At 57.7% G+C, this 23444-nt stretch carries 19 protein-coding genes and 1 pseudogene; 11 read left to right on the top strand and 9 right to left on the bottom strand.

What is annotated here, in order from left to right:
- Positions 1-3: 3 nt before the first annotated feature.
- Together ytfR and ytfQ are read right to left on the bottom strand one after the other, a co-directional pair.
- Positions 4-1506 carry a galactofuranose ABC transporter, ATP-binding protein YtfR gene (gene ytfR, locus CWM53_RS28765; protein ID WP_008807146.1) on the bottom strand — a complete coding sequence of 501 codons (1503 nt, stop codon included), beginning with the start codon at positions 1504-1506 and terminating at the stop codon, positions 4-6.
- A 123-nt stretch (positions 1507-1629) separates the two neighbouring features.
- The gene (ytfQ, locus tag CWM53_RS28760) at positions 1630-2586 is read right to left on the bottom strand and encodes a galactofuranose ABC transporter, galactofuranose-binding protein YtfQ (RefSeq protein WP_008807147.1); all 957 of its coding nucleotides are present in this window, start codon (positions 2584-2586) and stop codon (positions 1630-1632) included.
- A gap of 403 nt (positions 2587-2989) precedes the next feature.
- Between ytfQ and ppa the strand changes: the two genes are divergently transcribed.
- On the top strand, positions 2990-3520 hold the full coding sequence (gene ppa, locus CWM53_RS28755) for an inorganic diphosphatase (protein ID WP_061155991.1): 531 nt from the start codon (positions 2990-2992) through the stop codon (positions 3518-3520).
- A gap of 74 nt (positions 3521-3594) precedes the next feature.
- The gene (locus tag CWM53_RS28750) at positions 3595-4782 is read left to right on the top strand and encodes a hypothetical protein (protein ID WP_100631243.1); all 1188 of its coding nucleotides are present in this window, start codon (positions 3595-3597) and stop codon (positions 4780-4782) included.
- 142 nt (positions 4783-4924) lie between these two features.
- On the opposite strand, the gene CWM53_RS28745 is transcribed toward CWM53_RS28750, so the two are convergent.
- The 3 genes from CWM53_RS28745 to tamA are packed head-to-tail and all read right to left on the bottom strand — an operon-like array spanning position 4925 to position 10778.
- Positions 4925-5269: a gamma-glutamylcyclotransferase gene (locus tag CWM53_RS28745; protein ID WP_008807149.1), complete on the bottom strand. Its 345-nt coding sequence runs from the start codon at positions 5267-5269 to the stop codon at positions 4925-4927.
- A gap of 2 nt (positions 5270-5271) precedes the next feature.
- Positions 5272-9048, bottom strand: coding sequence for an autotransporter assembly complex protein TamB (tamB, locus tag CWM53_RS28740; RefSeq protein WP_100730134.1), 3777 nt, complete (start codon positions 9046-9048; stop codon positions 5272-5274).
- On the bottom strand, positions 9045-10778 hold the full coding sequence (tamA, locus tag CWM53_RS28735) for an autotransporter assembly complex protein TamA (RefSeq protein WP_074387259.1): 1734 nt from the start codon (positions 10776-10778) through the stop codon (positions 9045-9047). Before tamA ends, tamB begins: the two co-directional genes overlap by 4 nt.
- Before the next feature lie 208 nt (positions 10779-10986).
- Between tamA and msrA the strand changes: the two genes are divergently transcribed.
- The 3 genes and pseudogenes from msrA to CWM53_RS28720 form a co-directional block, all read left to right on the top strand.
- Positions 10987-11625 (top strand): peptide-methionine (S)-S-oxide reductase MsrA, encoded by a 639-nt coding sequence (gene msrA, locus CWM53_RS28730; RefSeq protein ID WP_100730133.1) that lies wholly within the window; start codon positions 10987-10989, stop codon positions 11623-11625.
- 180 nt (positions 11626-11805) lie between these two features.
- On the top strand, positions 11806-13143 hold the full coding sequence (locus tag CWM53_RS28725; protein WP_100631241.1) for a hemolysin family protein: 1338 nt from the start codon (positions 11806-11808) through the stop codon (positions 13141-13143).
- A 62-nt stretch (positions 13144-13205) separates the two neighbouring features.
- Positions 13206-13343 (top strand): annotated as a pseudogene (locus tag CWM53_RS28720) (helix-turn-helix domain-containing protein); the annotation flags it as partial.
- 61 nt (positions 13344-13404) lie between these two features.
- Here CWM53_RS28720 and CWM53_RS28715 read toward each other — a convergent pair.
- Positions 13405-13611, bottom strand: coding sequence for a DUF1107 domain-containing protein (locus CWM53_RS28715; RefSeq protein ID WP_002886707.1), 207 nt, complete (start codon positions 13609-13611; stop codon positions 13405-13407).
- A 323-nt stretch (positions 13612-13934) separates the two neighbouring features.
- Here CWM53_RS28715 and CWM53_RS28710 point away from each other — a divergent pair, with 323 nt between their 5' ends.
- Positions 13935-14492 carry a YtfJ family protein gene (locus CWM53_RS28710; protein ID WP_074387261.1) on the top strand — a complete coding sequence of 186 codons (558 nt, stop codon included), beginning with the start codon at positions 13935-13937 and terminating at the stop codon, positions 14490-14492.
- On the opposite strand, the gene cysQ is transcribed toward CWM53_RS28710, so the two are convergent.
- Positions 14482-15225, bottom strand: coding sequence for a 3'(2'),5'-bisphosphate nucleotidase CysQ (cysQ, locus tag CWM53_RS28705; protein ID WP_074387262.1), 744 nt, complete (start codon positions 15223-15225; stop codon positions 14482-14484). The two genes, CWM53_RS28710 and cysQ, sit on opposite strands and share 11 nt — an antisense overlap.
- 191 nt (positions 15226-15416) lie before the next feature.
- Here cysQ and cpdB point away from each other — a divergent pair, with 191 nt between their 5' ends.
- Positions 15417-17360 (top strand): 2',3'-cyclic-nucleotide 2'-phosphodiesterase, encoded by a 1944-nt coding sequence (cpdB, locus tag CWM53_RS28700; protein WP_100730132.1) that lies wholly within the window; start codon positions 15417-15419, stop codon positions 17358-17360.
- Between the two features lie 471 nt (positions 17361-17831).
- Here the strand turns inward: cpdB and CWM53_RS28695 are convergent, their stop codons facing one another.
- Positions 17832-18203 carry a winged helix-turn-helix transcriptional regulator gene (locus CWM53_RS28695; RefSeq protein ID WP_061156005.1) on the bottom strand — a complete coding sequence of 124 codons (372 nt, stop codon included), beginning with the start codon at positions 18201-18203 and terminating at the stop codon, positions 17832-17834.
- Positions 18204-18293: 90 nt separating this feature from the next.
- On the opposite strand from CWM53_RS28695, the gene CWM53_RS28690 reads away from it, so the two are divergent.
- The 4 genes from CWM53_RS28690 (at position 18294) to ytfE (ending at position 21836) form a co-directional block, all read left to right on the top strand.
- Positions 18294-19142: an SDR family oxidoreductase gene (locus CWM53_RS28690; protein ID WP_100631238.1), complete on the top strand. Its 849-nt coding sequence runs from the start codon at positions 18294-18296 to the stop codon at positions 19140-19142.
- A 77-nt stretch (positions 19143-19219) separates the two neighbouring features.
- Positions 19220-20044: an AraC family transcriptional regulator gene (locus CWM53_RS28685; protein WP_061156007.1), complete on the top strand. Its 825-nt coding sequence runs from the start codon at positions 19220-19222 to the stop codon at positions 20042-20044.
- A gap of 75 nt (positions 20045-20119) precedes the next feature.
- Positions 20120-21091 carry a DMT family transporter gene (locus CWM53_RS28680; RefSeq protein ID WP_165785149.1) on the top strand — a complete coding sequence of 324 codons (972 nt, stop codon included), beginning with the start codon at positions 20120-20122 and terminating at the stop codon, positions 21089-21091.
- 82 nt (positions 21092-21173) lie between these two features.
- A complete protein-coding gene (ytfE, locus tag CWM53_RS28675) occupies positions 21174-21836 on the top strand; it encodes an iron-sulfur cluster repair protein YtfE (RefSeq protein WP_061156009.1) in 663 nt (220 codons plus the stop codon).
- A 105-nt stretch (positions 21837-21941) separates the two neighbouring features.
- On the opposite strand, the gene cycA is transcribed toward ytfE, so the two are convergent.
- Entirely contained in the window at positions 21942-23345 is a 1404-nt protein-coding gene (gene cycA / locus CWM53_RS28670; protein ID WP_023323511.1) for a D-serine/D-alanine/glycine transporter, read from the bottom strand.
- Between the last annotated feature and the right edge of the window lie 99 nt (positions 23346-23444).

Below are 23444 nucleotides of genomic sequence, written 5' to 3'. Positions count from 1 at the left end.
TCCTTATGCCGCAATAGCGTTCATGATCGCCGGTACAGAGAGCTCGGCGAGCGGGATCTCCGCTACCTGTCGGCGATCCCGCATGATAATGACCCGATCGGCGTAACCCACCAGCTCCTCCAGTTCAGAGGAGATGACCAGCAGCGCCAGACCATCGGCGCAGAGGGTTTCAATCAGGCGAATAATTTCCGCATGGGCGCCGACGTCGATGCCGCGGGTCGGCTCATCGAGGATCAGGAACTGCGGTTTGGTCAGTAACCAGCGGGAGAGCAGCACCTTCTGCTGGTTGCCGCCAGAGAGAAACTCGATCGGCTGCTCCGCGCTCGGGGTACGGATCCCCAGTTGGCGAATAAAGCGCTCGGCGATCTCGTTCTGCTCACGCCGGGGGATCGGCCGCAGCCAGCCGCGCTGCGCCTGCAGGGCGAGGACGATATTTTCCCGCACCGAAGCGGCGGCGATAATGCCGTCGGTTTTGCGATCTTCAGGACAGAAGCCGATCCCGAGGCAGGAAGCCTGATGCGGGGAGCGCAGGGTCTGCGGTTTGCCTTTGATCCACGCCTTCCCGCTGTCCGCCGTTTTAATGCCGAAGATCACCTCGGCGGTTTCCGTGCGTCCGGAACCCAGCAGGCCGGCGAGGCCCACAATTTCGCCCGGACGGACCTGCAGGTCGAACGGCGCGATGGTGCCTTTTTTACCGTAGCCTTCAAACGCCGCCACCGGCTTATCGCTCAGCAGGGTACGGCCCGCCCGCTGCAGGGCATTGTGGTCCAGTTCGCGACCCAGCATCATTTTCACCAGCTCAATCTGCGGCAGTTCGCGGGTCTCGCGGCAGCCGACGAAACTGCCGTTACGCAGCACGGTGATGCGATCGCTGACCGCATAGACCTGGTCGAGAAAATGGGTGACGAAGATCAGGCTGACGCCGTTATCCCTGAGCTGGCGCATCAGGGTGAACAGCATCTCCACCTCCTGGGTATCGAGGCTGGCGGTGGGCTCGTCGAGGATCAGCACTTTGGCCGACAGGTCGATGGCCCGACAGATAGCGACGATCTGCTGCATCGCCACCGAAAAGCGGTTCAGCGGTTCGCGCACGTCGAGGGAAAAGCCGTAGGAGGCCATCAGCGCCGTCGCCCGGGCCTCCATCTCTTTGCGTCGCAGCAGGCCAAACCGCCGTGGCTCACGGCCGATGAACAGGTTATCCGCCACCGACATATTGGGCAGCAGGTTCACTTCCTGGTAGACGGTGCCAATCCCCAACTGCTGGGCATGGGCGGTATTTTTGGGCGAAATAGCCTGACCTTCCAGCCAGATGGTGCCGCGATCGGCATGGTAAACACCGGTAAGCGCTTTGATCAGCGTCGATTTTCCGGCGCCGTTTTCGCCCAACAGGGCCATGATTTCGCCGCGCCGCAGGCTAAAGTTGACGTTATCCAGCGCCTTAACGCCGGGGAAGAATTTACTGAGTCCTTCGGTGCGAAGGATCTCCTGGTGTGCCTCGGCGCTCATAATCGATGTCACCTTCAAATGATGTCAGGTTACCCCGGGTCGCACTGGACTTCCCGGGGTTACTGGAACGCTGCTTTTCACCCTCTCCCACTGGGGAGAGGGATGGAATGAGGGGCTCCCCACTCAGTAGCCCATATTTTTCTTCTTCTCTAACTCTTCTTTCGCCGTATCCGGCAGATACAGCGTCGATTTGGTAATGGTCAGCTTCTCAGGCAGGGTGCCGTCTTTTTTGTATTTCTCCAGCGCATCAAACGCCGGGCCGGCCATGTTTGGCGTCAGTTCGACGCTGGCGTTGGCTTCACCAGCGATCATGGCTTTATAGATATCCGGCACGCCGTCGATGGAGCCCGTGAGGATATCTTTGCCCGGCTTCAGGCCAGCCTCTTTAATGGCCTGGATGGCGCCGATCACCATGTCATCGTTATGGGCGAAGACCATGCAGATGTTTTTGCCGTTATTCTCAGCTTTGATAAAGCTCTCCATCACCTCTTTCCCTTTGCTGCGGGTGAAGTCGCCGGACTGAGAGCGGATAATTTTGATATTCGACGCTTTGGCAATCGCGTCGGCGAACCCTTTCTTACGATCGATAGCCACGCTGGCCCCAACGGTGCCCTGCAGTTCAACGACGTTACACGGCTTACCGTCGACGGTTTTCACCAGCCAGTCGCCAATCAGCTGGCCTTCCAGCACGTTGTTGGCGGTCACGGTGGTCATGTAGAGATCTTTATCTTTAACATCAATGGAACGGTCGAGAAGGAAGACCGGGATCTTGGCCTCTTTCGCCTCTTTCAGCACCGGTTCCCAGCCGGTGGCCACCACCGGTGCAATGAAGATCGCGTCTACCCCCTGAGCGATAAAGGAGCGCACGGCTTTGATCTGGTTTTCCTGTTTTTGCTGACCATCTGCGATCTTCAGGGTGATACCGCGCTTGGCGGCCTCCTCTTTCGCAACGCTGGTTTCCGCCGCACGCCAGCCAGATTCAGAACCGACCTGCGAAAAACCTACGGTTAGCGGGGCAGCTATCGCCATAGACGACATAGCTGCGGAAACTGCTGTGACAAGAAGTAAGCGCTTCCACATAAGGGTATCCTCGTAGGGTTATTGTTGGTTAAAGTCTCACCTGCGAACAAACTATAGACAATCGGTGATGTAACTGAATGCGTTACATCACACTTCAAAAAAGTAAATGAAATGTTAATGCTCGCCTCTTTGCCCAGCGGAGAGCCGATAAGGCTTCGCGAGGAGCGCGGCTGTTGCGGTTTATGACGTTTTTTTAAGCGGTTTGATAAATCAATCACATGCAATGAAAACGTTTACATAAATTTATTCATGATGTAGCTATGTTTATGGATTTTCATGTCATTTTTGCGCGCAAAATTCAGAGCACTCCGCGGCGATATGGGGAAAAAGAAGCGAAGACTTTCGATGTGAGTTGGCTATAATACCGAGCACTTGTTTGCCATACATTTTAAAGGAAACAGACATGAGCTTACTCAACGTACCTGCGGGCAAAGATCTGCCGGAAGACATCTACGTCGTGATCGAAATCCCGGCGAACGCAGACCCCATCAAATACGAAGTCGACAAAGAGAGCGGTGCACTGTTCGTTGACCGTTTCATGTCCACGGCGATGTTCTATCCGTGCAACTACGGTTACATCAACCACACCCTGTCCCTGGACGGCGACCCGGTTGACGTGCTGGTCCCGACACCGTACCCGCTGGAACCAGGTTCAGTTATCCGCTGCCGTCCGGTTGGCGTTCTGAAGATGACCGACGAATCCGGTGAAGATGCGAAACTGGTTGCCGTACCGCACACCAAGCTGAGCAAAGAATACGATCACATCAACGATGTGAACGACCTGCCGGAACTGCTGAAAGCCCAGATCACTCACTTCTTTGAGCACTACAAAGATCTGGAAAAAGGCAAGTGGGTTAAAGTCGACGGTTGGGACAACGCGGAAGCAGCGAAAGCTGAAATCGTTGCCTCTTTCGAGCGCGCTAAGCAGAAGTAATTCTGTCTCAGGCAGGGTCATGCCCTGCCTGATTGCGGCACGGATAGCCGCGATAACACCATGGAGGGTGTCCCGTGAAAAGCGTTCGCTATTTCACTCTGAACTATACCGGTTTCACCACCGCCGCCTGTGAAAAACAGGGGTATCTGCGCTTTATCGCTGGCGAACATGTCTTTTATACCGATAAACGCTATTTTAAAGACCCCGCGCTTTTTGACCGCCTGAAGATCAATCAGCCTCTGCATCTTGGCGCCCGCCGCCTGGACAACGGCAGTTACTGGATCCACTGGCTCAGCGATGGCGAAACGCTCCTTGAGCCCAGTCAACGCGTAAAGCGCTGGGCCCGTCCGTTACTGCTTATCAGCTTGCTGACGCTCATCGTCTCCCTTATCCCGCTCTTGATGAGCACCTCAGAATGGGGAAGATTCGGCTGCGGCATTATCGCGATACTGGCCTTCATCGCGCTGTTAACAGGACTCTGCGAGCGACTGTTCCACCCGGCGCTAAAACGGCACCCCGCCATGCGCGATCTGCTGGCGAAGATGGCAATGGCCCGCCGCCGCGACTTTTCGTTTTGCCAGCGGCTACCTGCAACGGCGCGGGCCGTCCGCCAGTCGGCGATGCCTGTTACGCAAGCCCTGCCGAAACGCTATGCCGTTAAGACAGAAATTATCACCGATACCCACTTTAAGAAGTGGTATGCGGGCAACCCAACCCGGGAATATCACGGCCTCGGGATACAATGCGGCTCCGTACCGCTGGCTTTCTGGTGGCAGGCAGGCTGCGCCAATTTCGCGCTGCATCCCGTTCTCTATCGACGTCAGCCACCGTTTATCGCCAGTGGCGATCGCCTCGTCGCCGTGTACGAGCGCGACAGCCGTGCGATCCACGCGCTATACAATGCCAGCGACGGCGCGGCTTATATAAAAAACCATCCACTCTATCCAGGCCGCCGACAACTGGCGCTGCTCTATTACCTGTTTTACGGCCTCACGCTGGTGATGTATCTGCTATTTCTCGCTGTTGAACTCATCAGTGCCCGTCAGTCAGGCCGGAGCGTCTGGTGGCAGGTTCAGGATTCACTGGACATGCTGTCCCTATTGTTACTCTGCTTTGGCGGGATACTGGCGGTACTGGAGCTGATTGGCCCAACGGCCTGGTTATTGTCACACCGGGTGGCTGACTGGCTGAAGATGCGCTCGGCGATGCGGCGTTACCTCCGGCATATCGCCCCCCATACCACGCTTGAGGAGGTCATGTAATGTTCAGCACCCCAACACGACGATTATTATTTCTCGCGCTGACGACGCTGGCTTCCGCGATGTGGCTGGCAAAGGATCGTCTGCCACTCTGGTAGGTGCGGGGCATAAAAAACAACGCCACCCGAAGGTGGCGCTGTCGTGGTTAGTACTGGTCGCGATCCAACCAGTTGCCGTTCGCTATCAACGTGCATCCCTCAACGGAACGTTGATACACATACATCCATGCGCTGCCGTAAGGCGTCTGAATGAGGTGGCGCGCATACTCGCCCCCCTTCGTGCGTAGCGCATCCAGTTCGGCTAGCGTCGATGCATCAATACGATAAACTTCACCATGTACTGTGCCTTCGCCGGGCACCGCGCCTGGATAGTGGCCCAGGCTGTACAGCTGATAATCGTTGACACTATGAGCGCCCAGCCACTGAGCGTTGGTCATCCAGTGGCTGTTGCCTTGTTTGCGTCGTAAACTGCCGTAAACAAATATTCGCATTGCTAAAACTCAAACTGATAGAGCAAATCGAGCGCCTGGTCAATGCCAGACACCGCTTCCACATATAGCCTAGGCATCAGGCGATAACGTAAAGTCAGCGTCGCCAGGGAATCGAAAATACCGACCCCATATTTTACCTGCAGACCCGGCAGTACATAGCCGCTGACCACCACCTGGGAAGAGTCGCCTACCCCTTCGGTGTCCAACGCCAAATTGCTTACGCCAAACGTCTCGCCGATTTTACCCACAACCTGACCACTTTGTGCAACCCCCATTCCAATAAGCATTGAGGTCATCGCGGCACTATCGCTCTGTCCGCTGCTCAAACCCTGGCCGCGCAGCAGATAAGATAGCGCTTCCTGCTGGGACATCACCGGGTCAGAGAAGATCTCCGCTTTCGGCTGATCGGCGGAGCCGGTGACGCGAACGCCGGCGATCACATCGTCTTCGGTAGCATCCGGGTTACGAATCGCTTCGATATTCAGCAGCGGCTGATCCGGCGGACCGGAGAACAGCAGCTCCCCTTTGCGAACAATCAGATCCTGACCATAGGCGTGGAAGCGGCCGTCCGGAATATTGATCTGCCCGTTGAGACCCAACCCTTGTTTATCCTGTGCCACTTTCAAATCACCGGTCAGACGCGCTTTCAGACCAAAGGCTTCCAGACGCACGTTGTTGCCGACGTGAATCGTCAGGTTGCTGTTGATCGGGATACCGGCGCTCTGCTGGTTAATCGGCTTGAGGTTTTTATCCAGCATCACTTCATCAGAAGACACGCCAACCGCGCTCTCCGGCACCTCGTTGACCACGATGCGCGCCCAGGGCACATCCACCTTGCCATCAAGGCTGAACAGGCTCGGCGTGGCGGTAAACACCACGTCCGGCGACACATCGAGACGTACCATTGGCGGCACCGTGATCCGCACCCGGCTGCCCTTCGCCGCAATCTGTGCCCGCCAGTTATCGATCTGCGTCCAGTCGGCGTTGCCGCTGAGAGCGATTTGCCCCTGGCGGGTGTTCACCGTCCCCTGCAGGGTCGAGCGCGTGCCGTTGAAGTTCATCGCCAGCTGGCTCGGCTGCATATCAAACGGCATGAAGTTGCCATCGATATCCACCCCGCTCAGTTGCATCTGGCCGAACAGCTGCGGGCTTTTCACGTTGCCGCCCAGACGCAGACGGGCGTTGAGCCTCCCCTCGGCTTTTTCGCCGCGTGCGAAAATCGGGTTGATCATCGCCAGCGAGAAGTTGCTGATATTGACGTTGCCGCCGAGATTACGCCGCCCCTGCGGGTCGGTGACCTGCACCTGCCCATCCAGTTGACCATTGTTGGTCAGGCGGATAAGCCAGCCCAGCTCGGCGCGATTGTTATGCAGGTCGGCGCTGAGATTCAGCGTATCGAACGCCACCGGCAGCGGCGCGTCATTGACCACCTGGGTCACCTTGACGTTGCGCCCACTGAGGGTCACTTTGCCCTGCGGCAGCCCCTCTTTGGTGGTGTCCCAGCTCACATCGGCATTACCGGTAAAGACGCCGCTGGCCTGGGTCGCCTCCGGCATAAACGGCTTGAGCATCGCCAGATCGAAGCGGTTGAGATTCACTCGCGCACGCCCGCTGGCGCCCGCGTCGATGGTCTCAGGGACGCAGAGCTCGGCGTTCGGGTTGCTCCAGCAGTGTGGCCCGATGCTGATTTTCTGCTCCTGGTTGCGGTAGTCCAGCGCAATGCTGCGCGTCAGCGCTACCGGCCCCACCGGCGTCTGGAAGCGGGTATCGCTCAGGGAGCCTCTCCAGCGTTCGGCCTGACGATCGAAGCTACCTGCCAGCGTCAGCTGGCCGGAAACCGGATCGCCCTGCACCCGCAGCCGCAGCTCATGCTGCTTCTCAGTACCTTTGGCATTGAGCTGCACCAGACTGATATTGACCCCCGGCTGGCTAATGCGATCTACCCGCACATCCAGGTTACCGCCAATCTGATCGGTGGATTTCACGTCCCCTTTGACGTTGACCTGGGCGATGGTCAGTTCCTGCCAGCGCAGCGCCCGGGCGGTGATGTCGGCCAGCAGCTGCGGCGCATCGACGGCGCCGCGCACTTTCACCAGCCCCTTCGCCGTTCCGCCGAGCCCCGGCAGCGCATTATCCAGGTGCGGGGCATCGATAGTGGCGTCGAGATTAAGATCCCTCACCCCCAGCTCGCCTTTGATATCGGCGCTGTTCGGGCCTAACGCCAGGTGCAGGCCCGGGATTTTCCACTGCAGATAGCTGTTACCCTGCAGCGAGCCCGAAACATCCACTTTGTTCTGCTTCACGTTGCCGGTAATTTTCAGCTCCGGCACCGACATCTGCCAGCTGCCGCCGTACAGGCTGCCCTGGGTCTTGATCATGCCGTTGAGCTTCGACGGCCAGTCCGGCACCTCTTTGGCGGTGTTGATCCCGTCAAGGGTCAGCTCGCCGCGCCAGCTGATCGCCTGCTGCCAGTCGAGCAGCGCCTTCAGCTCGGTTTTCCCTTCCAGGGCGTTGACCGTCAGCTTGTCGAGATTAATCTGCCGCTCATTGCCTTTGGCGTTGAGGGTGATTTTCGCCGGCGGCAGCGACTGACCTTTCACCGCCGTGGAGAAGGCCAGCGCGTAGTCGGTCATTTTGCCGCTGAACTTCAGCTGAACATCGTCGGCCTGGAACTGCTTCTCGCCGCTGAATGGCCAGGCGAGCTGCTTACTCTTCAGCTCCATATTGAGCGGCAGCCCGGCCTCCGCCAGCTGCGCATCCGCGCGCAGCGTGGCCGCGACCGGCCCGCTTAAGTCCACCCCGACCTTAAGCGTTTTACGCACTTCGCCGCCCACCTTCAGCTGCACCTTCTCCCCTTTCATCGGGTCAACGTTCAGCGTTCCGGCGAGGGTAATGTCCACCGGCCAGTTATCCTGCAATTGCGCGTGGCCCGAGGCGCTGACCTTGCCCTGATCGGAGTCGATATCGAGGGCGTCGAGCTTCATCTGACCGTCGATACTGCTGACTTTCAGCAGCAGGTTATACACGGTGATGTCGGTATCGCCGGTCAGGCGCAGCTGCTCCCCGCGGAACGCCTGAATATTGAGGTTCAGCGGCAGATGGACATCGGTCATTGCCGGCAGTACCGGCTGCGAGAAGAGGTCGGTCATCGTCTCGCCGAGCGGTTTTTCCTGCGGCTGCGGGTTGTCGATTTTCGGCTCGACCACCTGCTCCTGCGCCACTTTCGCCACCTTCGGCAGGGCAATCAGCAGCCCCTGCAGCGAGGTCGGCGTCAGGGTCAGGTTTTTCTCCTGCCAGTTCAGGCCGGTGGAAAAATCGCGCACGGACACTGCGGTATCGTCGATTTTAACGTTGACGTTATGCAGCGCGACGCGGCTGAGGGTGATCGGATAAGGGGTGGAGAGATTCAGCGGCCCGCTGTCTTCTTCCTCGACCGGCGCGGCGGGCGGCATCTTCTTGGTATCGACGGCGACGTAAATATCGCGCAGCGCGATGTCGTTCACGCACAGGCTGCTGCCCCACAGGCAGCGCAACCGGACGCTGAGGTGAAACTGGCCAGCGGTGACCGCCACGCCGGGCTGCTCGTAGCGAACATTATCGAGGGTTAAATCACGCCAGCCACCGGTGACTTTGCCGATATCCAGCCCCGGTACCCAGCGATCCGCCGCTTTGAACACCAGATGCAAGCCGGTGGTCGTCCCCACCAGGAACCCGACGGTGCCCAGCAGGAGCACCAACACGATTAAGACGCCGAGGCTTATCTTCTTCCATAAACTCATAATTCAGGCCCCAGACCGATGTAAAACTGTAAACCATGCTCTTCTTTGTCGCCGATCGGCCGGGCGATATCCAGCTTGATCGGCCCCACCGGCGACTGCCAGCGCACGCCCACCCCGGCGCCGGTTTTGAAATCACTCTCGCGAATATCGCTGACCGCTTCGCCGCTATCGACAAACACGGCCCCCCACCATTTACCACTGACGTTGTACTGATACTCCAGCGAGCCGGTCGCCAGCTTCGAGGCCCCGATCAGCTTGCCGTCATCGTCCTTCGGCGAGATGGATTTATATTTATAGCCACGAATACTGCGATCGCCCCCGGCGAAAAAGCGCAGGTCCGGCGGCACCTTGTCAAAGTTATCCGCTTCGATCCAGCCAAGGTTGCCGCGCACCACAAAGCGGTGGCGGTCATAGAGGGTACGGATCCAGACGTCCTGGGCCTGCATCACGATGAAGTTGATGTCCGAGCCCCACATGGTGTTCGAGTAGTCCACGGAGTAGCGCTGTGAATCGCCCCAGGTGGGCATCAGACCGCCGCGGGATCGGGTGCGGTTCACCGAGACCCCAGGGTAAATCAGCATGGTGGTGTTGGTGACGTTCGCCTGGGTAAAGTGGTCCAGGCTCCAGCGCAGGTTGATCGCCCGCTGCCAGCCGCTCGACATCTCCCAGAAACGCGACACCCCAAGCGTGGTGGAGTCGGCCTGGGTGTCATTAAGATCGGTGCGCTTAAAGCCGCCCTGCATCAGATAGTACTGCTCCAGCGGGCTCTTCAGCAGCGGGACTTTGTAGGTAAAGTCGAACTGCTGCTCCGGGGCAGAGAGACTGATGCTGGAGGTCAGGCTGTGGCCATACGAGTTCATCCACGGTTTTTTCCACGTGGCTTTCACGCGCGGCCCGACATCGGTTGAAAAGCCAACCCCGGTTTCCACGGTGTTCTCTTTGCGTGGCGAAACAACGCCCTGCAGAGGCAGCACCTTGGTTTTCCGTGACTTAGCGAAATCAGGCGCCACCACGACTGAACTGAACCAGCCGGTCGCCGCCAGGCGGCGGTTTAGCTCGGCCAGATCCTGCGAGGTGTAGTAGTCGCCCTCTTTAAACGGCACGAGGTTTTGCAGGTATTCATCGCGAATTTGCGATCCGGAGAAGGTGACGTGACCAAAGCGATAGCGCTCGCCGCTGTCGTAATCGATATCCCAGAACGCCTGGTGGCGGTCAAGGGAGACCCCGAGCTGGCTTTTGTTGAACTCGCTGTCAAAGTAGCCTTTGCGCAGGGCGACGCGGGTCAACGAGCTCTTGAAACCGTCATAATCGCCATGGTTCAGCACCGTCCCGATGGCCGGACGCGTTTTTAGCAGCGCCAGATAGTCGCTATCGGTACGGGCGCCGCCGCGCAGAATCACCTCGGTTCCGCCAATGCGGACCGGTTCACCCGGGGTCACTTTGGCGATCAGCACCTGACGCCCCCTTTGCGGCGGCGGACGTAAATCAAATTCAATCGTCGGCTCGTAATAACCCAGCGCTTTCAGACCTTCGCGAATGGCGTCATCGACGCGCGCGCGAAAGCGACGATCCGGCGTGACTTCATCACTCTGGATCGTGGAAAGCTGGGCGCGAACGTTTCTCTCCAGCTCCCCGGATAATCCCTCAACCTGCAAACGCACATTCGCTGCGCTGGCGATCCCGCTGACCAGCAAAAGGCTGGTGACACATAACTGGCGGATTTTTAGCACATTTTCTCCTGAATATCCCTGTTTCCCCCCACAGGAAACACTGGCGCCGCTCCACGGCTTAACAAAACCCTAACAACCAGGGTTGAAAAAGTGGCAATAACCCAAATAATTCTTATGTATTAATCTAGACGTATTACGCGTGTTTATTGTGTTAAAAGACACGCTTCGTTACAACCTTAACGACGATTTCTGTATTGAGAGGCCAACCGTGAGTCTATTTGATAAAACGCATCTTGTCGCCCAGGCGGATGCGCTGCCTGGACGCAATACCCCCATGCCAGTGGCGACGCTCCACGCAGTTAACGGCCACTCGATGACCAACGTCCCGGCGGGGATGGAAGTGGCGCTGTTCGCCATGGGCTGCTTCTGGGGAGTTGAACGCCTGTTCTGGCAATTGCCGGGGGTTTACAGCACCGCCGCAGGCTACACCGGTGGCTATACGCCGAATCCGACCTATCGCGAAGTGTGCAGCGGCCAGACCGGCCACGCGGAAGCGGTGCGCGTGGTTTACGATCCGCAGGTGATTAGCTATGAGCAGTTATTGCAGGTGTTCTGGGAAAATCACGATCCGGCGCAAGGCATGCGACAGGGGAACGACCACGGTACCCAGTACCGTTCGGCGATTTACCCGCTGACGCCGGAACAAACGGCAGCGGCAAAGGCCAGTCTCGCCCGCTTCCAGGCGGCGATGAATGATGCGCACGATACCCGCCACATCACTACCGAGATCGCTACCGCCAAACAGTTCTACTATGCCGAGGACGATCATCAGCAGTATCTGTATAAAAACCCGCACGGCTATTGCGGCATCGGCGGCATTGGCGTGTGCCTGCCGCCTCAGGCGTAATTCTGATTTCTGCCTCTACAGCGAGGCGGTTAATGAACGCTCTGGCGGCTTTACATTCCCTTACGCTATACTACCCAGTGTGACAGCCGGTCCAGCGCCTTCGGACCGGTTTTTTATGTATTCCACATTTAAGTTATCAACTTCCCTTCCGAGGATCTGACCTCTACGGTCAGAAAAGATATGTTAAACAGTATTTTAGTAATACTCTGTCTGATAGCCGTCAGTGCCTTTTTTTCGATATCGGAAATCTCACTGGCCGCCTCACGTAAAATCAAACTGAAACTGCTGGCCGATGAAGGCAACATCAACGCACAGCGCGTGCTGAAGATGCAGGAGAACCCAGGTACCTTCTTTACCGTCGTGCAGATTGGCCTCAACGCCGTTGCTATTCTTGGTGGTATCGTGGGCGACGCAGCCTTCTCCCCGGCTTTTTATAGCCTGCTCAGCGGGTATATGTCGCCGGAGCTCTCCGAGCAGCTGAGCTTCATCATCTCTTTTACCCTGGTCACCAGCTTGTTCATCCTGTTTGCTGACCTGACTCCGAAACGCATCGGTATGATTGCGCCCGAAACCGTGGCCCTGCGCATCATCAACCCGATGCGCTTCTGCCTGTTAGTCTTCCGCCCGCTGGTGTGGTTGTTTAACGGCATGGCCAACATGATCTTCCGCATCTTCAAACTGCCGATGGTGCGTAAAGACGATATTACTTCCGACGATATCTATGCCGTCGTCGAAGCCGGCGCGCTGGCCGGGGTACTGCGCAAGCAGGAGCACGAGCTGATTGAGAACGTGTTCGAGCTGGAGTCCCGTACCGTTCCTTCCTCCATGACCCCGCGCGAAAACGTCATTTGGTTTGATTTACACGAAGACGAGCAGAGCCTGAAGAATAAAGTGGCCGAACATCCGCACTCGAAATTCCTCGTCTGTAATGAAGATATCGACCACATTATCGGTTACGTCGATTCAAAAGATCTGCTCAACCGCGTGCTGGCAAACCAGAGCCTGGTGCTGACCGGCGGCGTGCAGATCCGTAACACGCTGATCGTGCCGGACACCCTGACCCTGTCGGAAGCGCTGGAAAGCTTCAAAGCCGCCGGGGAAGACTTCGCGGTGATCATGAATGAATATGCGCTGGTCGTCGGCATTATCACGCTGAACGACGTGATGACCACCCTGATGGGCGACCTCGTCGGCCAGGGGCTGGAAGAGCAGATCGTCGCCCGTGATGAAAACTCGTGGCTGATCGATGGCGGCACGCCTATTGATGACGTGATGCGCGTGCTGGATATCGACGAGTTCCCACAGTCCGGGAACTACGAGACTATCGGCGGCTTTATGATGTTTATGCTGCGTAAAATCCCCAAACGTACCGACGCGGTGAAGTTCTCCGGGTATAAGTTCGAGGTCGTGGATATCGATAACTACCGGATCGACCAGCTGCTGGTGACCCGTATCGATAACAAGCCAACGGTGCTGGTGCCTAAGCAGGCCGAAGCGGCGGAAAGCCAGAACGCCTGAGCGTAACCCTTTCTCTATTTTCAGGGCGGATAACTATCCGCCCTTTTTATTGCCCGAATGTGACGTCCTCGCTCCCACTTAACAAAATTGCTTTATCGGTGGGTTACAGCGATCCGGTCTATTTCACCCGCCTTTTTCGTAAACATAACGGCATCCCACCGGGCGAATATCGCAAACGCTATGCGGAAATGAAGGGCTAAAAACATCAACGGCTCCCATCGGGAGCCGTCTTTTACCTACTACGTACTGCTACGTTTCAGGTTATGCCATCTCAGTTTGCAGACGCAACACCTGACGATTGACTTCGGACATCACTGACAGATGCAGCTTGTCCTTTACCTTCGGGATAAGGATTTTGCCCTTATCAAATTCAAATGCGCCAACGTCCTTGATGTACAACCGTCCACGAAACAGGATCTTCACGTACTTCGCCACTTGCAGCGGATTGTAGCGTTGGAAAATTTTCATTCTTCTCTCCTGCCAGGGTTACGCTCCTGTGGTGCCACAGTTAGCCCACGTATCGGGAGCGCAAATTTTAATGCCCTAAAACTATAGTCCAGAATCTCAGAGGGACCCAGTGTGTATAAGTTTATTTACCGTTTGATGACAATAATTCAGAATTTTCGTTTCGGACATACGATGAAGTAAGTATAAGTCGCCGTTTTTCTACTGATTTGTGCGTCAACACACAAACTGGCATCCTCATTGCGGGTAATCGCCGCCAATCGCACTTATGATTAAACGAGACCAAGTGGTCGGATCACCTGCATAAAAATGATTAAGGATTGCGCATGACCCTACGTAGCATACTGGCCGCCTCGTTACTCCTTCTCCCGCTGCTGGCCACAGCGCATAACTTCGTCGACGGCCAGCGTGTGGCGCCGGTCGGCGTTGCGGATCGGGGAGAACTCATTCTGGATAATGATCAGTTTAGCTATAAAAACTGGAATAGCTCGCAGCTGGTGGGCAAAGTGCGAGTCATCCAGCACATCGCCGGACGCTCGTCAGCAAAAGAGAAAAATGCCAACCTGATCGAAGCGATTAAAGCGGCAGGCTTCCCGCACGATCGCTACCAGACCACCACTATCGTCAACACCGACGATGCCATTCCGGGCACCGGCATGTTCGTGCGCAGCAGCATTGAGAGTAATAAAAAGCTCTTCCCGTGGTCGCAGTTTATTGTCGACAGCAATGGGCTGGCGCGTAAAGCCTGGCAGCTGGACGAGAAGAGCTCGGCGATCGTGGTGCTGGATAAGGATGGGCGCGTGCAGTGGGCCAAAGACGGTGCGCTGACCCAGCAGGAGGTGCAGCAGGTGATCGACCTGCTGCATAAGCTGCTTAATAAATAGAGACCCGGAAGCCGGGGTTGAGGAAGGATTCACGCGGCGTGTAATCGAGGGTTTTGCCCTGCCAGTCGTGAACATGCGCCCCGGCGGCCACCGCGACCGCGTGGCCGGCGGCGGTGTCCCAGGTGCTGGTCGGCCCGAAGCGCGGATAGAGCTGGGCCTGGCCTTCCGCCACCAGGCAGAACTTCAGCGAAGATCCGATAGAAGTGGTTTGATGCTCGCCCAGTTGCTCAAGGTACTCCTGCAGCTCCGGATCGTTACCGTGAGAGCGGCTGATTACCACCAGCGGCGGACGGGCATCGCGGACCTGGATCTGCTTGCGCACGCCGCACTCTTCTTTCCATGCTTTACCTTTTTCCGCGCTGTACATCACCTTCATCACCGGCGCATAGACGACGCCCAGCGTCGGCTTGCCGTTTTCAATCAGCGCGATATTGACGGTGAATTCGCCGTTACGCTTAATAAATTCTTTGGTGCCGTCCAGCGGATCGACCAGCCAGTAGCGCTGCCAGTGCTGGCGTACCTCCCACGCTGGCGGGTCCTCTTCGGAGAGAACCGGGGTGTCAGGATCCAGCGCTTGCAGACCGCTGATGATGACGTTGTGCGCTGCGATATCCGCCGCCGTGACCGGAGAATCATCTTTCTTGCTGGCCACGTTAATCGGCTGGTTTCCATCGTAGACTTCCATGATGGCATCGCCCGCGTTCCGTGCAAGCTGACATACTTGTTCTAACATTCTCCACCTCGTCTGGTTACAGTGGCGTTAACTCGTTGTTTTATTTATATCGCATCACCGCGAGTTCCGCTATCTGTGATAACGATGGCGGTTTCTCTGCCCGCTTTTCTGGCAAGATTCACATTTCTGTAAGCAACAGAATATAAATACATTTTCTTCTGTGCTATCGCTCATAAAAAAGGACGCCTCTGATGATTAAGTTTAGCGCAACGCTCCTGGCCACGCTGATCGCCGCCAGCGTCAACGCCGCGACGGTCGACCTGCGGATCATGGAAACCACCGATCTGCACAGCAATATGATGGACTTTGACTATTACAAAGATGCCGCCACGGAGAAATTCGGTCTGGTGCGCACCGCCAGCCTGATCGAACAGGCGCGGGCAGAAGCGAAAAATAGCGTGCTGGTGGATAACGGCGATGTTATTCAGGGTAGTCCACTGGGCGACTATATGGCGGCAAAAGGACTCAAAGAGGGTGATGTGCATCCGGTGTATAAGGCGATGAACACCCTGAATTACGCCGTCGGCAACCTGGGCAACCATGAATTCAACTACGGTCTCGACTTCCTGCACAAGGCGCTGGCCGGGGCGAAATTCCCCTACGTGAACGCCAATATCATCGATGCCAAAACCGGCAAACCGATGTTCACCCCGTACCTGATTCAGGATACCCGGGTCGTGGACAGCGACGGTCAATCCCACACCCTGCGCATCGGCTATATCGGCTTTGTGCCACCGCAGATCATGACCTGGGATAAAGCCAATCTTAGCGGCAAGGTGAAGGTCAACGATATTACCGAAACCGCGCGCAAATACATCCCGGAGATGCGGTCGAAAGGCGCTGACGTGGTGGTGGTGGTCGCGCACTCCGGCCTCTCCGCCGACCCGTATCAGGCGATGGCCGAGAACTCGGTCTACTACTTAAGCCAGGTGCCCGGCGTTGACGCCATTATGTTCGGCCACGCCCACGCGGTGTTCCCAGGCAAAGACTTCGCCACGATTAAAGGCGCGGATATCGCCAAAGGGACGCTGAACGGCGTACCGGCAGTGATGCCAGGGATGTGGGGCGACCATCTCGGGGTCGTCGATCTGGTGCTGAACAACGACAGCGGCAAATGGCAGGTCACTCAGAGTAAAGCGGAAGCGCGGCCAATCTATGACGCGGTGGCGAAGAAATCGCTGGCGGCGGAAGATGGCAAGCTGGCGGCGGTGCTGAAAGCCGATCATGACGCCACCCGCGAATTCGTCAGTAAGCCTATCGGCAAGTCCGCCGACAACATGTACAGCTACCTGGCGCTGGTGCAGGACGACCCAACGGTGCAGGTGGTCAACATGGCGCAAAAGGCCTACGTCGAACACTACATTCAGGGCGATCCGGACCTGGCGAATCTGCCGGTGCTCTCTGCCGCCGCGCCGTTTAAAGTCGGCGGGCGTAAAAACGATCCGGCGAGCTTTGTCGAAGTGGAGAAAGGCCAGCTCACCTTCCGCAATGCCGCCGACCTCTATCTCTACCCCAACACCCTGGTGGTGATGAAGGTCAGCGGGAAAGAGGTCAAGGAGTGGCTGGAATGCTCCGCCGGACAGTTTAACCAGATCGATCCCGCCAGCAGCAAACCGCAGTCGCTGATCAACTGGGACGGCTTCCGCACCTATAACTTCGACGTGATTGACGGGGTGGACTACCAGATTGACGTCACCCAGCCGGCCCGCTACGACGGCGAATGTCAGATGATTCACCCGCAGTCAGAGCGTATTAAGCACCTGACCTTCAACGGTAAATCCATCGATCCGCAGGCCACTTTCCTGGTCGCGACCAATAACTATCGCGCTTACGGCGGCAAATTCGCCGGCACCGGTGAGAGTCATATCGCCTTTGCCTCACCGGATGAAAACCGTTCAGTGCTGGCGGCGTGGATAGGCGCGCAATCGAAAAAGGATGGCGCGATCCATCCGGCGGCGGATAACAACTGGCGTCTGGCGCCGATCCACAGCAACACGCCGCTGGATATTCGTTTTGAGACCTCGCCAGGCGACAAAGCCGCGGCGTTTATCAAAGAGAAAGCACAGTATCCAATGCGCCAGGTGGCCACCGATGATATCGGCTTCGCCATTTATCAGCTGGATTTGAGCAAGTAATGCCTGTTCCCCGGTGGCGCTGCGCTTACCGGGGCTACAAACCGGAGCTGACGGGTAGCCCGGATAAGGCGCCAGCCGCTATCCGGGAATATCCCCCCGGTGGCGCTGCGCTTACCGGGGCTACAAACCGGAGCTGACGGGTGGCCCGGATAAGGCGCCAGCCGCTATCCGGGAATATCCACCGGTGGCGCTGCGCTTACCGGGGCTACAAACCGGAACTGACGGGTGGCCCGGATAAGGCGCCAGCCGCTATCCGGGTACATCTCCCCGGTGGCGCTGCGCTTACCGGGGCTACAAACCGGAGCCGACGGGTAGCCCGGATAAGGCGCCAGCCGCTATCCGGATACATCTCCCCGGTGGCGCTGCGCTTACCGGGGCTACAAACCGGAGCTGACGGGTAGCCCGGATAAGGCGCCAGCCGCTATCCGGGAATATCCCCCCAGTGGCGGGGCTACAGGGAGTGATACTTTTTCACTCCCCGTGGTTAGCCAGCACCGCAGGCAGATTGCTCTCGATCCAGTCCGCCAGCGCCGCCACTTTCTCGCTCACCTGCAGGCCGAGCGGCGTCAGGCTATATTCAACGTGTGGCGGTACCACCGGATAAGAGACGCGGTCGATAAAACCATCCTGTTCCAGCGACTGCAGCGACTGCGCCAGCATCTTTTCGCTGACCCCACCCATTTTGCGGCGCAGATCGCTGAAGCGATGGGTCCCCTCGCGCAGCGCCACCAGAATCAACACGCCCCAGCGACTGGTGACATGTTTAAGCACATCGCGCGACGGGCACTGTTCCGCAAACAGGTTGCCGTTGCGCAGTTTCTCGCTCAGCGTCGGTTCGGCCATTTTCACACTTACCTTTTTGTACGTACTTACTAAAAGTTAGTTAAGGTGTTAGGTTACCACAACTGCCAATAAACACGAAGGAGAAGACCCATGATCGCCCTTACCGGTGCCACCGGCCAGCTTGGCCACTACGTTCTGCAAGACCTGTTAAAAACCGTTCCTGCCAGCCAGATTGTGGCGATTGTCCGCAACCCGGCAAAAGCCCAGGCGCTCAGCCAGCAGGGCGTTGTCGTCCGCCAGGCCGAGTACGGCGATGAAGCGGCGCTAACTGCCGCGCTGCAGGGCGTGGATAAACTGCTGTTAATCTCCTCCAGCGAAGTCGGTCAGCGCGCCGTTCAGCATCGCAACGTCATCAACGCCGCCAAAGCCGCTGGGGTGAAATTTATCGCCTACACCAGCCTGCTGCACGCCGACACCTCGCCGCTGGGCCTGGCCGGTGAACACATTGAAACCGAGCAGATGCTGGCCGACTCTGGTATCGCTTACGCCCTGCTGCGCAATGGCTGGTATACCGAAAACTATTTGGCCAGCGCGCCGCCGGCGCTGGAGCATGGCGTGTTTATCGGCGCCGCTGGCGAGGGTAAAATTGCCTCCGCCACCCGCGCGGATTATGCCGCCGCTGCCGCCCGCGTCATCGCCGGTGAAGGCCATGAAGGGAAAATTTACGAACTGGCGGGTGATAACGCCTGGACGCTGAGCGAGCTGGCTACCGAGCTGAGCAAGCAAAGCGGGAAAAACGTGGTCTACCAGAACCTCAGCGAAGCTGATTTCGCCGCCGCGCTGAAAAGCGTTGGTCTGCCGGCGGGTCTGGCGGATATGCTGGCGGATTCCGACGTCGGCGCGTCGAAAGGCGGGCTGTTTGACGACAGCCGCACCCTGAGTACGCTGATCGGCCGTCCGACCACCTCCCTTGCCGAAAGCGTGAAAGGCATTCTGTAACCGCCCCTGTCAGCTTTTGCGGTTGCGTCCCGGCGGTTCCTCTCTCATATTGAAGGGATAACCGTCGGGAGGCAGGCATGCAGGGCGTACCACCCCAATTTAGTGATGAAAAAGATCGCGCGCGCTTTCGCCATCTCGAACAGCTGCCCGGGGTGGAGCTCTACCACGCCCATATCTCCCGCTACGCCTTTGAACCCCATACCCACGAAGCCTTCGGCATCGGCGTGATTGAGCAAGGCGCTGAGCGCTTTCGCTACCGCGGCAGCCAGCATATCGCCGCTGCAAACGCCATTGTCACCATGAATCCCGACGAGCTGCACACCGGCGAAGCGGAAACCGCCGATGGCTGGCGCTACCGGATGATTTATCTGGAGCCGGACCGTCTGGAAGCCATCACCGGGGTGCGCGACTGGTGGTTCAGCGAGGTGGTCCGCGAGGATCCTCTACGTTCCCGACAGATTGGCCAGCTGATTTATGGCCTGTGGCATAGCGACGATCCGCTGGCCCAGCAGGGACTGCTGCTCGACCTCATCGACGCCTTCCGCCCTCTGGCCCACCATGCCTCTGCGCAGGGTGAGGCCGGGCATCGCTTCGACCGCGTACGCGACTACCTGCACGATAACTATATGCGCGCCATCACCCTCGACGAGCTGGCGCAGGTGGCGGCGCTTAGCCCGTACCACTTTCAGCGCCAGTTTAAAGCCCACTATCACGTGACGCCCCATCAGATGCTGATGGCCATCCGTCTGTGGCGCGCCAAGGCATTTCTCACCCACGGTATGCCCGCCGCCGAAGTGGCGATAGCCGTCGGCCTCACCGACCAGTCCCACCTGACCCGCGCCTTCACCCTGCGTTACGGTATTACGCCGGTGCGCTATCAGAAGCAGGTCGCCAGGCGCTAATGCGCAATCTCATACAATATTCCTGCCCGGCCCCCTTCTACACTGCAGACAACGGTGATGACAACGGATGCAATGATGATTAGTGGTGTGTTGTACGCCCTGCTGGCGGGGCTGATGTGGGGATTAATCTTTGTCGGGCCTTTGCTGGTGCCAGAATATCCGGCGACGCTGCAGTCGATGGGACGCTATCTGGCGCTGGGCCTGATCGCCCTGCCGCTGGCGTGGCTCGGGCGCGCGCGTTTGCGCCAGCTGAGCCGGAACGACTGGTGGACCGCGCTGGGCCTGACGATGATGGGGAATCTTATCTATTACGTCTGCCTGGCCAGTGCTATTCAGCGCACCGGGGCACCGGTCTCCACCATGATTATCGGCACGCTGCCGGTGGTACTGCCGGTGCTCGCTAATCTGCTCTACAGCCAGCGTGACGGTAAGCTACCGTGGCGGCGTCTGTTTCCGGCGCTGGTCTGCATCGCCGTGGGCCTGATCTGCGTTAACGTCGCAGAACTGCGCCAGGGGCTGCCTGATTTTAGCCCGTGGCGCTACGGATCCGGCATCGCGCTGGCGCTGGGATCGGTGGTCTGCTGGGCCTGGTATGCGCTGCGCAACGCTCGCTGGCTGCGGGAAAACCCGCATCAACCGCCGATGATGTGGGCTACCGCTCAGGCGCTGGTGACGCTTCCGGTTTCGCTGGCCGGCTATCTCGCCGCCTGCGCCTGGCTGCACGGTCAGCACGCCGGGTTTCCCCTGCCCTTCGGCCCGCGCCCGACGGTGTTTATTACGCTGATGCTGGCCATCGCAGTGCTCTGCTCATGGGTCGGCGCGCTGTGCTGGAATATTGCCAGCCAGCGGCTGCCGACGGTGATCCTCGGGCCGCTGATCGTCTTCGAAACCCTGGCCGGGCTCCTGTATACCTTTCTGCTGCGGCAAAGTTTACCGCCGCTGTTAACCCTGAGTGGGATCCTGCTGCTGGTGCTCGGCGTGGTCTCCGCCGTACGCGCCAGACCGGAAAAACCGATGTTGCAGCCGCTGACGGACGAAAAAAAGTAGCCAGGCCTCCTTAAGGGGTATTCCCTCGCCACAAAGATGCATTTAAAATGCATCTTATATTCCTGATGACGAGGTAACTGCTATGGCTTTCCGTGACCAACCTTTAGGCGAGCTGGCGCTGACCATCCCGCGCGCCTCCGCCCTGTTCCGTCAATACGATATGGATTACTGCTGCGGTGGCAAACAGACGCTGGCGCGCGCTGCATCGCGCAAAGCGCTGGATGTCGCGGTGATTGAAGCCGAGCTGGCGAAACTGGCCGAGCAGCCTCTCTCCCGCGACTGGCGCGCAGCACCTCTCGCGGAGATCATCGACCATATCATCGTTCGCTATCACGACCGGCACCGCGAACAGCTGCCGGAGCTGATTCTGCAGGCGACGAAGGTTGAACGTGTGCATGCCGATAAACCAAACGTGCCGAAAGGACTGACCAAATACCTGACCATGCTGCATCAGGAACTCTCCAGCCACATGATGAAAGAGGAGCAGATCCTGTTCCCGATGATCAAACAGGGGATGGGCGCCCAGGCCGGGGGGCCGATCAGCGTAATGGAAAGTGAGCACGATGAAGCGGGTGAACTGCTGGAAGTCATTAAGCACATCACCCATAACGTGACGCCGCCGCCGGAAGCGTGCACCACCTGGAAGGCGATGTATAACGGTATCAACGAGATGATTGACGATTTGATGGAGCACATCAGTCTGGAAAATAACGTGCTGTTCCCGCGCGCCCTCGCCGGAAAATAAAGAAAAAGGCGCCCGCAGGCGCCCTCGACATTGTCCGTCTTACTTTGGCCACTCCGGGTGGCCTTTTTTATGACGGGCCGTTGCAAGCAACGTTAACATTTTCTTTTATTTCGCCAGACGTTTTTTGCCGGCAAACAGCCAGCCCGCGCCCAGCAGAACAAACCACAGCGGGGTGACCATCAGCGCTTCACGGGTATCATCTTCCAGGGTCAACAGCACCAGTACGAAGACGAAGAAGGCCATACACACCCAGCACATGAATTTGCCCAGCGGCATCTTATATTTGGACTTCTCGTGCAGCTGCGGGCGCTGTTTACGGTAGACCAGATAAGAGCAGAGGATAATCGTCCAGACGAACATAAACAGGATCGCCGACACCGTGGTGATCATGGTGAATGCAGCAATCACGCTCGGGTTGACCATCAGCATGACCACACCGCCCAGCAGGCACATGCAGGAGAAGGTTAAACCCTTCGCCGGCACCGCACGCTTCGACAGCTTGGCGAACATCTTCGGCGCCTGACCATCCTGCGCCAGACCGAACAACATACGGCTGGTAGAGAACACGCCGCTGTTGGCCGAGGAGGCTGCGGAAGTCAGCACCACGAAGTTAATCAGGCTCGCCGCCGCCGGCAGGCCGACCAGCACGAACAGCTCGACGAACGGGCTCTTGCTCGGCACCACGGAGCTCCACGGCGTCACCGACATAATCACAATCAGCGCGAAGACGTAGAACATAATGATACGCAGCGGAATAGAATTAATTGCCCGCGGCAGGGATTTCTCCGGGTCTTTGGTTTCGGCGGCGGTGGTACCGACCAGCTCAATCCCCACGAAGGCGAACACCGCTATCTGGAAGCCAGCAAAGAAGCCGCTCAGCCCTTTCGGGAACCAACCGCCGTCATTCCACAGATGGGCGAAAGAGGCTTCGACGCCGGTCGGCGATTTGAAATGCATCATGACCATCACCAGGCCGACGACGATCAGCGCCACGATGGCGACGATTTTGATCATCGCGAACCAGAACTCCATTTCGCCAAACATTTTGACGGTAGCAAGGTTCAGGCCCAGCAGCAGCAGGATCACCGCCAGCGACGCAACCCAGTCGGAGAGTCCGGGAAACCAGAACTGCGCGTAGGCGGTGATCGCCACTACGTCCGCCATTCCGGTGACGACCCAACAGAACCAATAGGTCCAGCCGGTAAAGTAGCCCGCCCACGGCCCCAGCAGATCGGCCGCAAAATCGCTGAAGGATTTATATTCGAGGTTCGACAGCAGTAATTCGCCCATGGCTCGCATAACGAAAAACAGCATAAAACCGATAATCATATAAACAAAAATAATAGATGGGCCGGCAAGACTGATAGTTTTGCCAGAACCCATAAATAACCCAGTGCCGATCGCCCCGCCAATCGCAATCAGCTGAATATGTCGGTTTGTGAGATTTCGCCGTAGCGATTGTTCAGTCGGCTCCTGCTCAATAGCAGCGACTTTAACCTGATCTACCATGTGATTTCTTCCTGTTGTACCTGTCTGTGTTGTTCAGGCTCTGATGGCCCGTCGTCTGTCATTAACCCCAGCAAGGGCTAGTCGATATTAGGTAAGAAT

The sequence above is a fragment of the Klebsiella sp. A-Nf5 genome (assembly GCF_002810545.1).
GTDB classification, from domain to species: domain Bacteria; phylum Pseudomonadota; class Gammaproteobacteria; order Enterobacterales; family Enterobacteriaceae; genus Klebsiella; species Klebsiella variicola.
Note: the sequence above shows the minus strand (reverse complement) of the source record. Positions and strands in the feature narration are given on the sequence as shown.

Coding starts and splice junctions, on each gene's coding strand:
- ytfE (WP_061156009.1), top strand. CDS start 21,174: ATGGCTTTCCGTGACCAACCTTTAGGCGAGCTGGCGCTGACCATCCCG.
- CWM53_RS28745 (WP_008807149.1), bottom strand. CDS start 5,269: ATGCGAATATTTGTTTACGGCAGTTTACGACGCAAACAAGGCAACAGC.
- CWM53_RS28695 (WP_061156005.1), bottom strand. CDS start 18,203: ATGGCCGAACCGACGCTGAGCGAGAAACTGCGCAACGGCAACCTGTTT.
- cysQ (WP_074387262.1), bottom strand. CDS start 15,225: ATGTTAGAACAAGTATGTCAGCTTGCACGGAACGCGGGCGATGCCATC.
- ytfQ (WP_008807147.1), bottom strand. CDS start 2,586: ATGTGGAAGCGCTTACTTCTTGTCACAGCAGTTTCCGCAGCTATGTCG.
- cpdB (WP_100730132.1), top strand. CDS start 15,417: ATGATTAAGTTTAGCGCAACGCTCCTGGCCACGCTGATCGCCGCCAGC.
- CWM53_RS28715 (WP_002886707.1), bottom strand. CDS start 13,611: ATGAAAATTTTCCAACGCTACAATCCGCTGCAAGTGGCGAAGTACGTG.
- CWM53_RS28725 (WP_100631241.1), top strand. CDS start 11,806: ATGTTAAACAGTATTTTAGTAATACTCTGTCTGATAGCCGTCAGTGCC.
- cycA (WP_023323511.1), bottom strand. CDS start 23,345: ATGGTAGATCAGGTTAAAGTCGCTGCTATTGAGCAGGAGCCGACTGAA.
- ppa (WP_061155991.1), top strand. CDS start 2,990: ATGAGCTTACTCAACGTACCTGCGGGCAAAGATCTGCCGGAAGACATC.
- CWM53_RS28710 (WP_074387261.1), top strand. CDS start 13,935: ATGACCCTACGTAGCATACTGGCCGCCTCGTTACTCCTTCTCCCGCTG.
- CWM53_RS28680 (WP_165785149.1), top strand. CDS start 20,120: ATGATTAGTGGTGTGTTGTACGCCCTGCTGGCGGGGCTGATGTGGGGA.
- CWM53_RS28685 (WP_061156007.1), top strand. CDS start 19,220: ATGCAGGGCGTACCACCCCAATTTAGTGATGAAAAAGATCGCGCGCGC.
- CWM53_RS28690 (WP_100631238.1), top strand. CDS start 18,294: ATGATCGCCCTTACCGGTGCCACCGGCCAGCTTGGCCACTACGTTCTG.
- ytfR (WP_008807146.1), bottom strand. CDS start 1,506: ATGAGCGCCGAGGCACACCAGGAGATCCTTCGCACCGAAGGACTCAGT.
- tamB (WP_100730134.1), bottom strand. CDS start 9,048: ATGAGTTTATGGAAGAAGATAAGCCTCGGCGTCTTAATCGTGTTGGTG.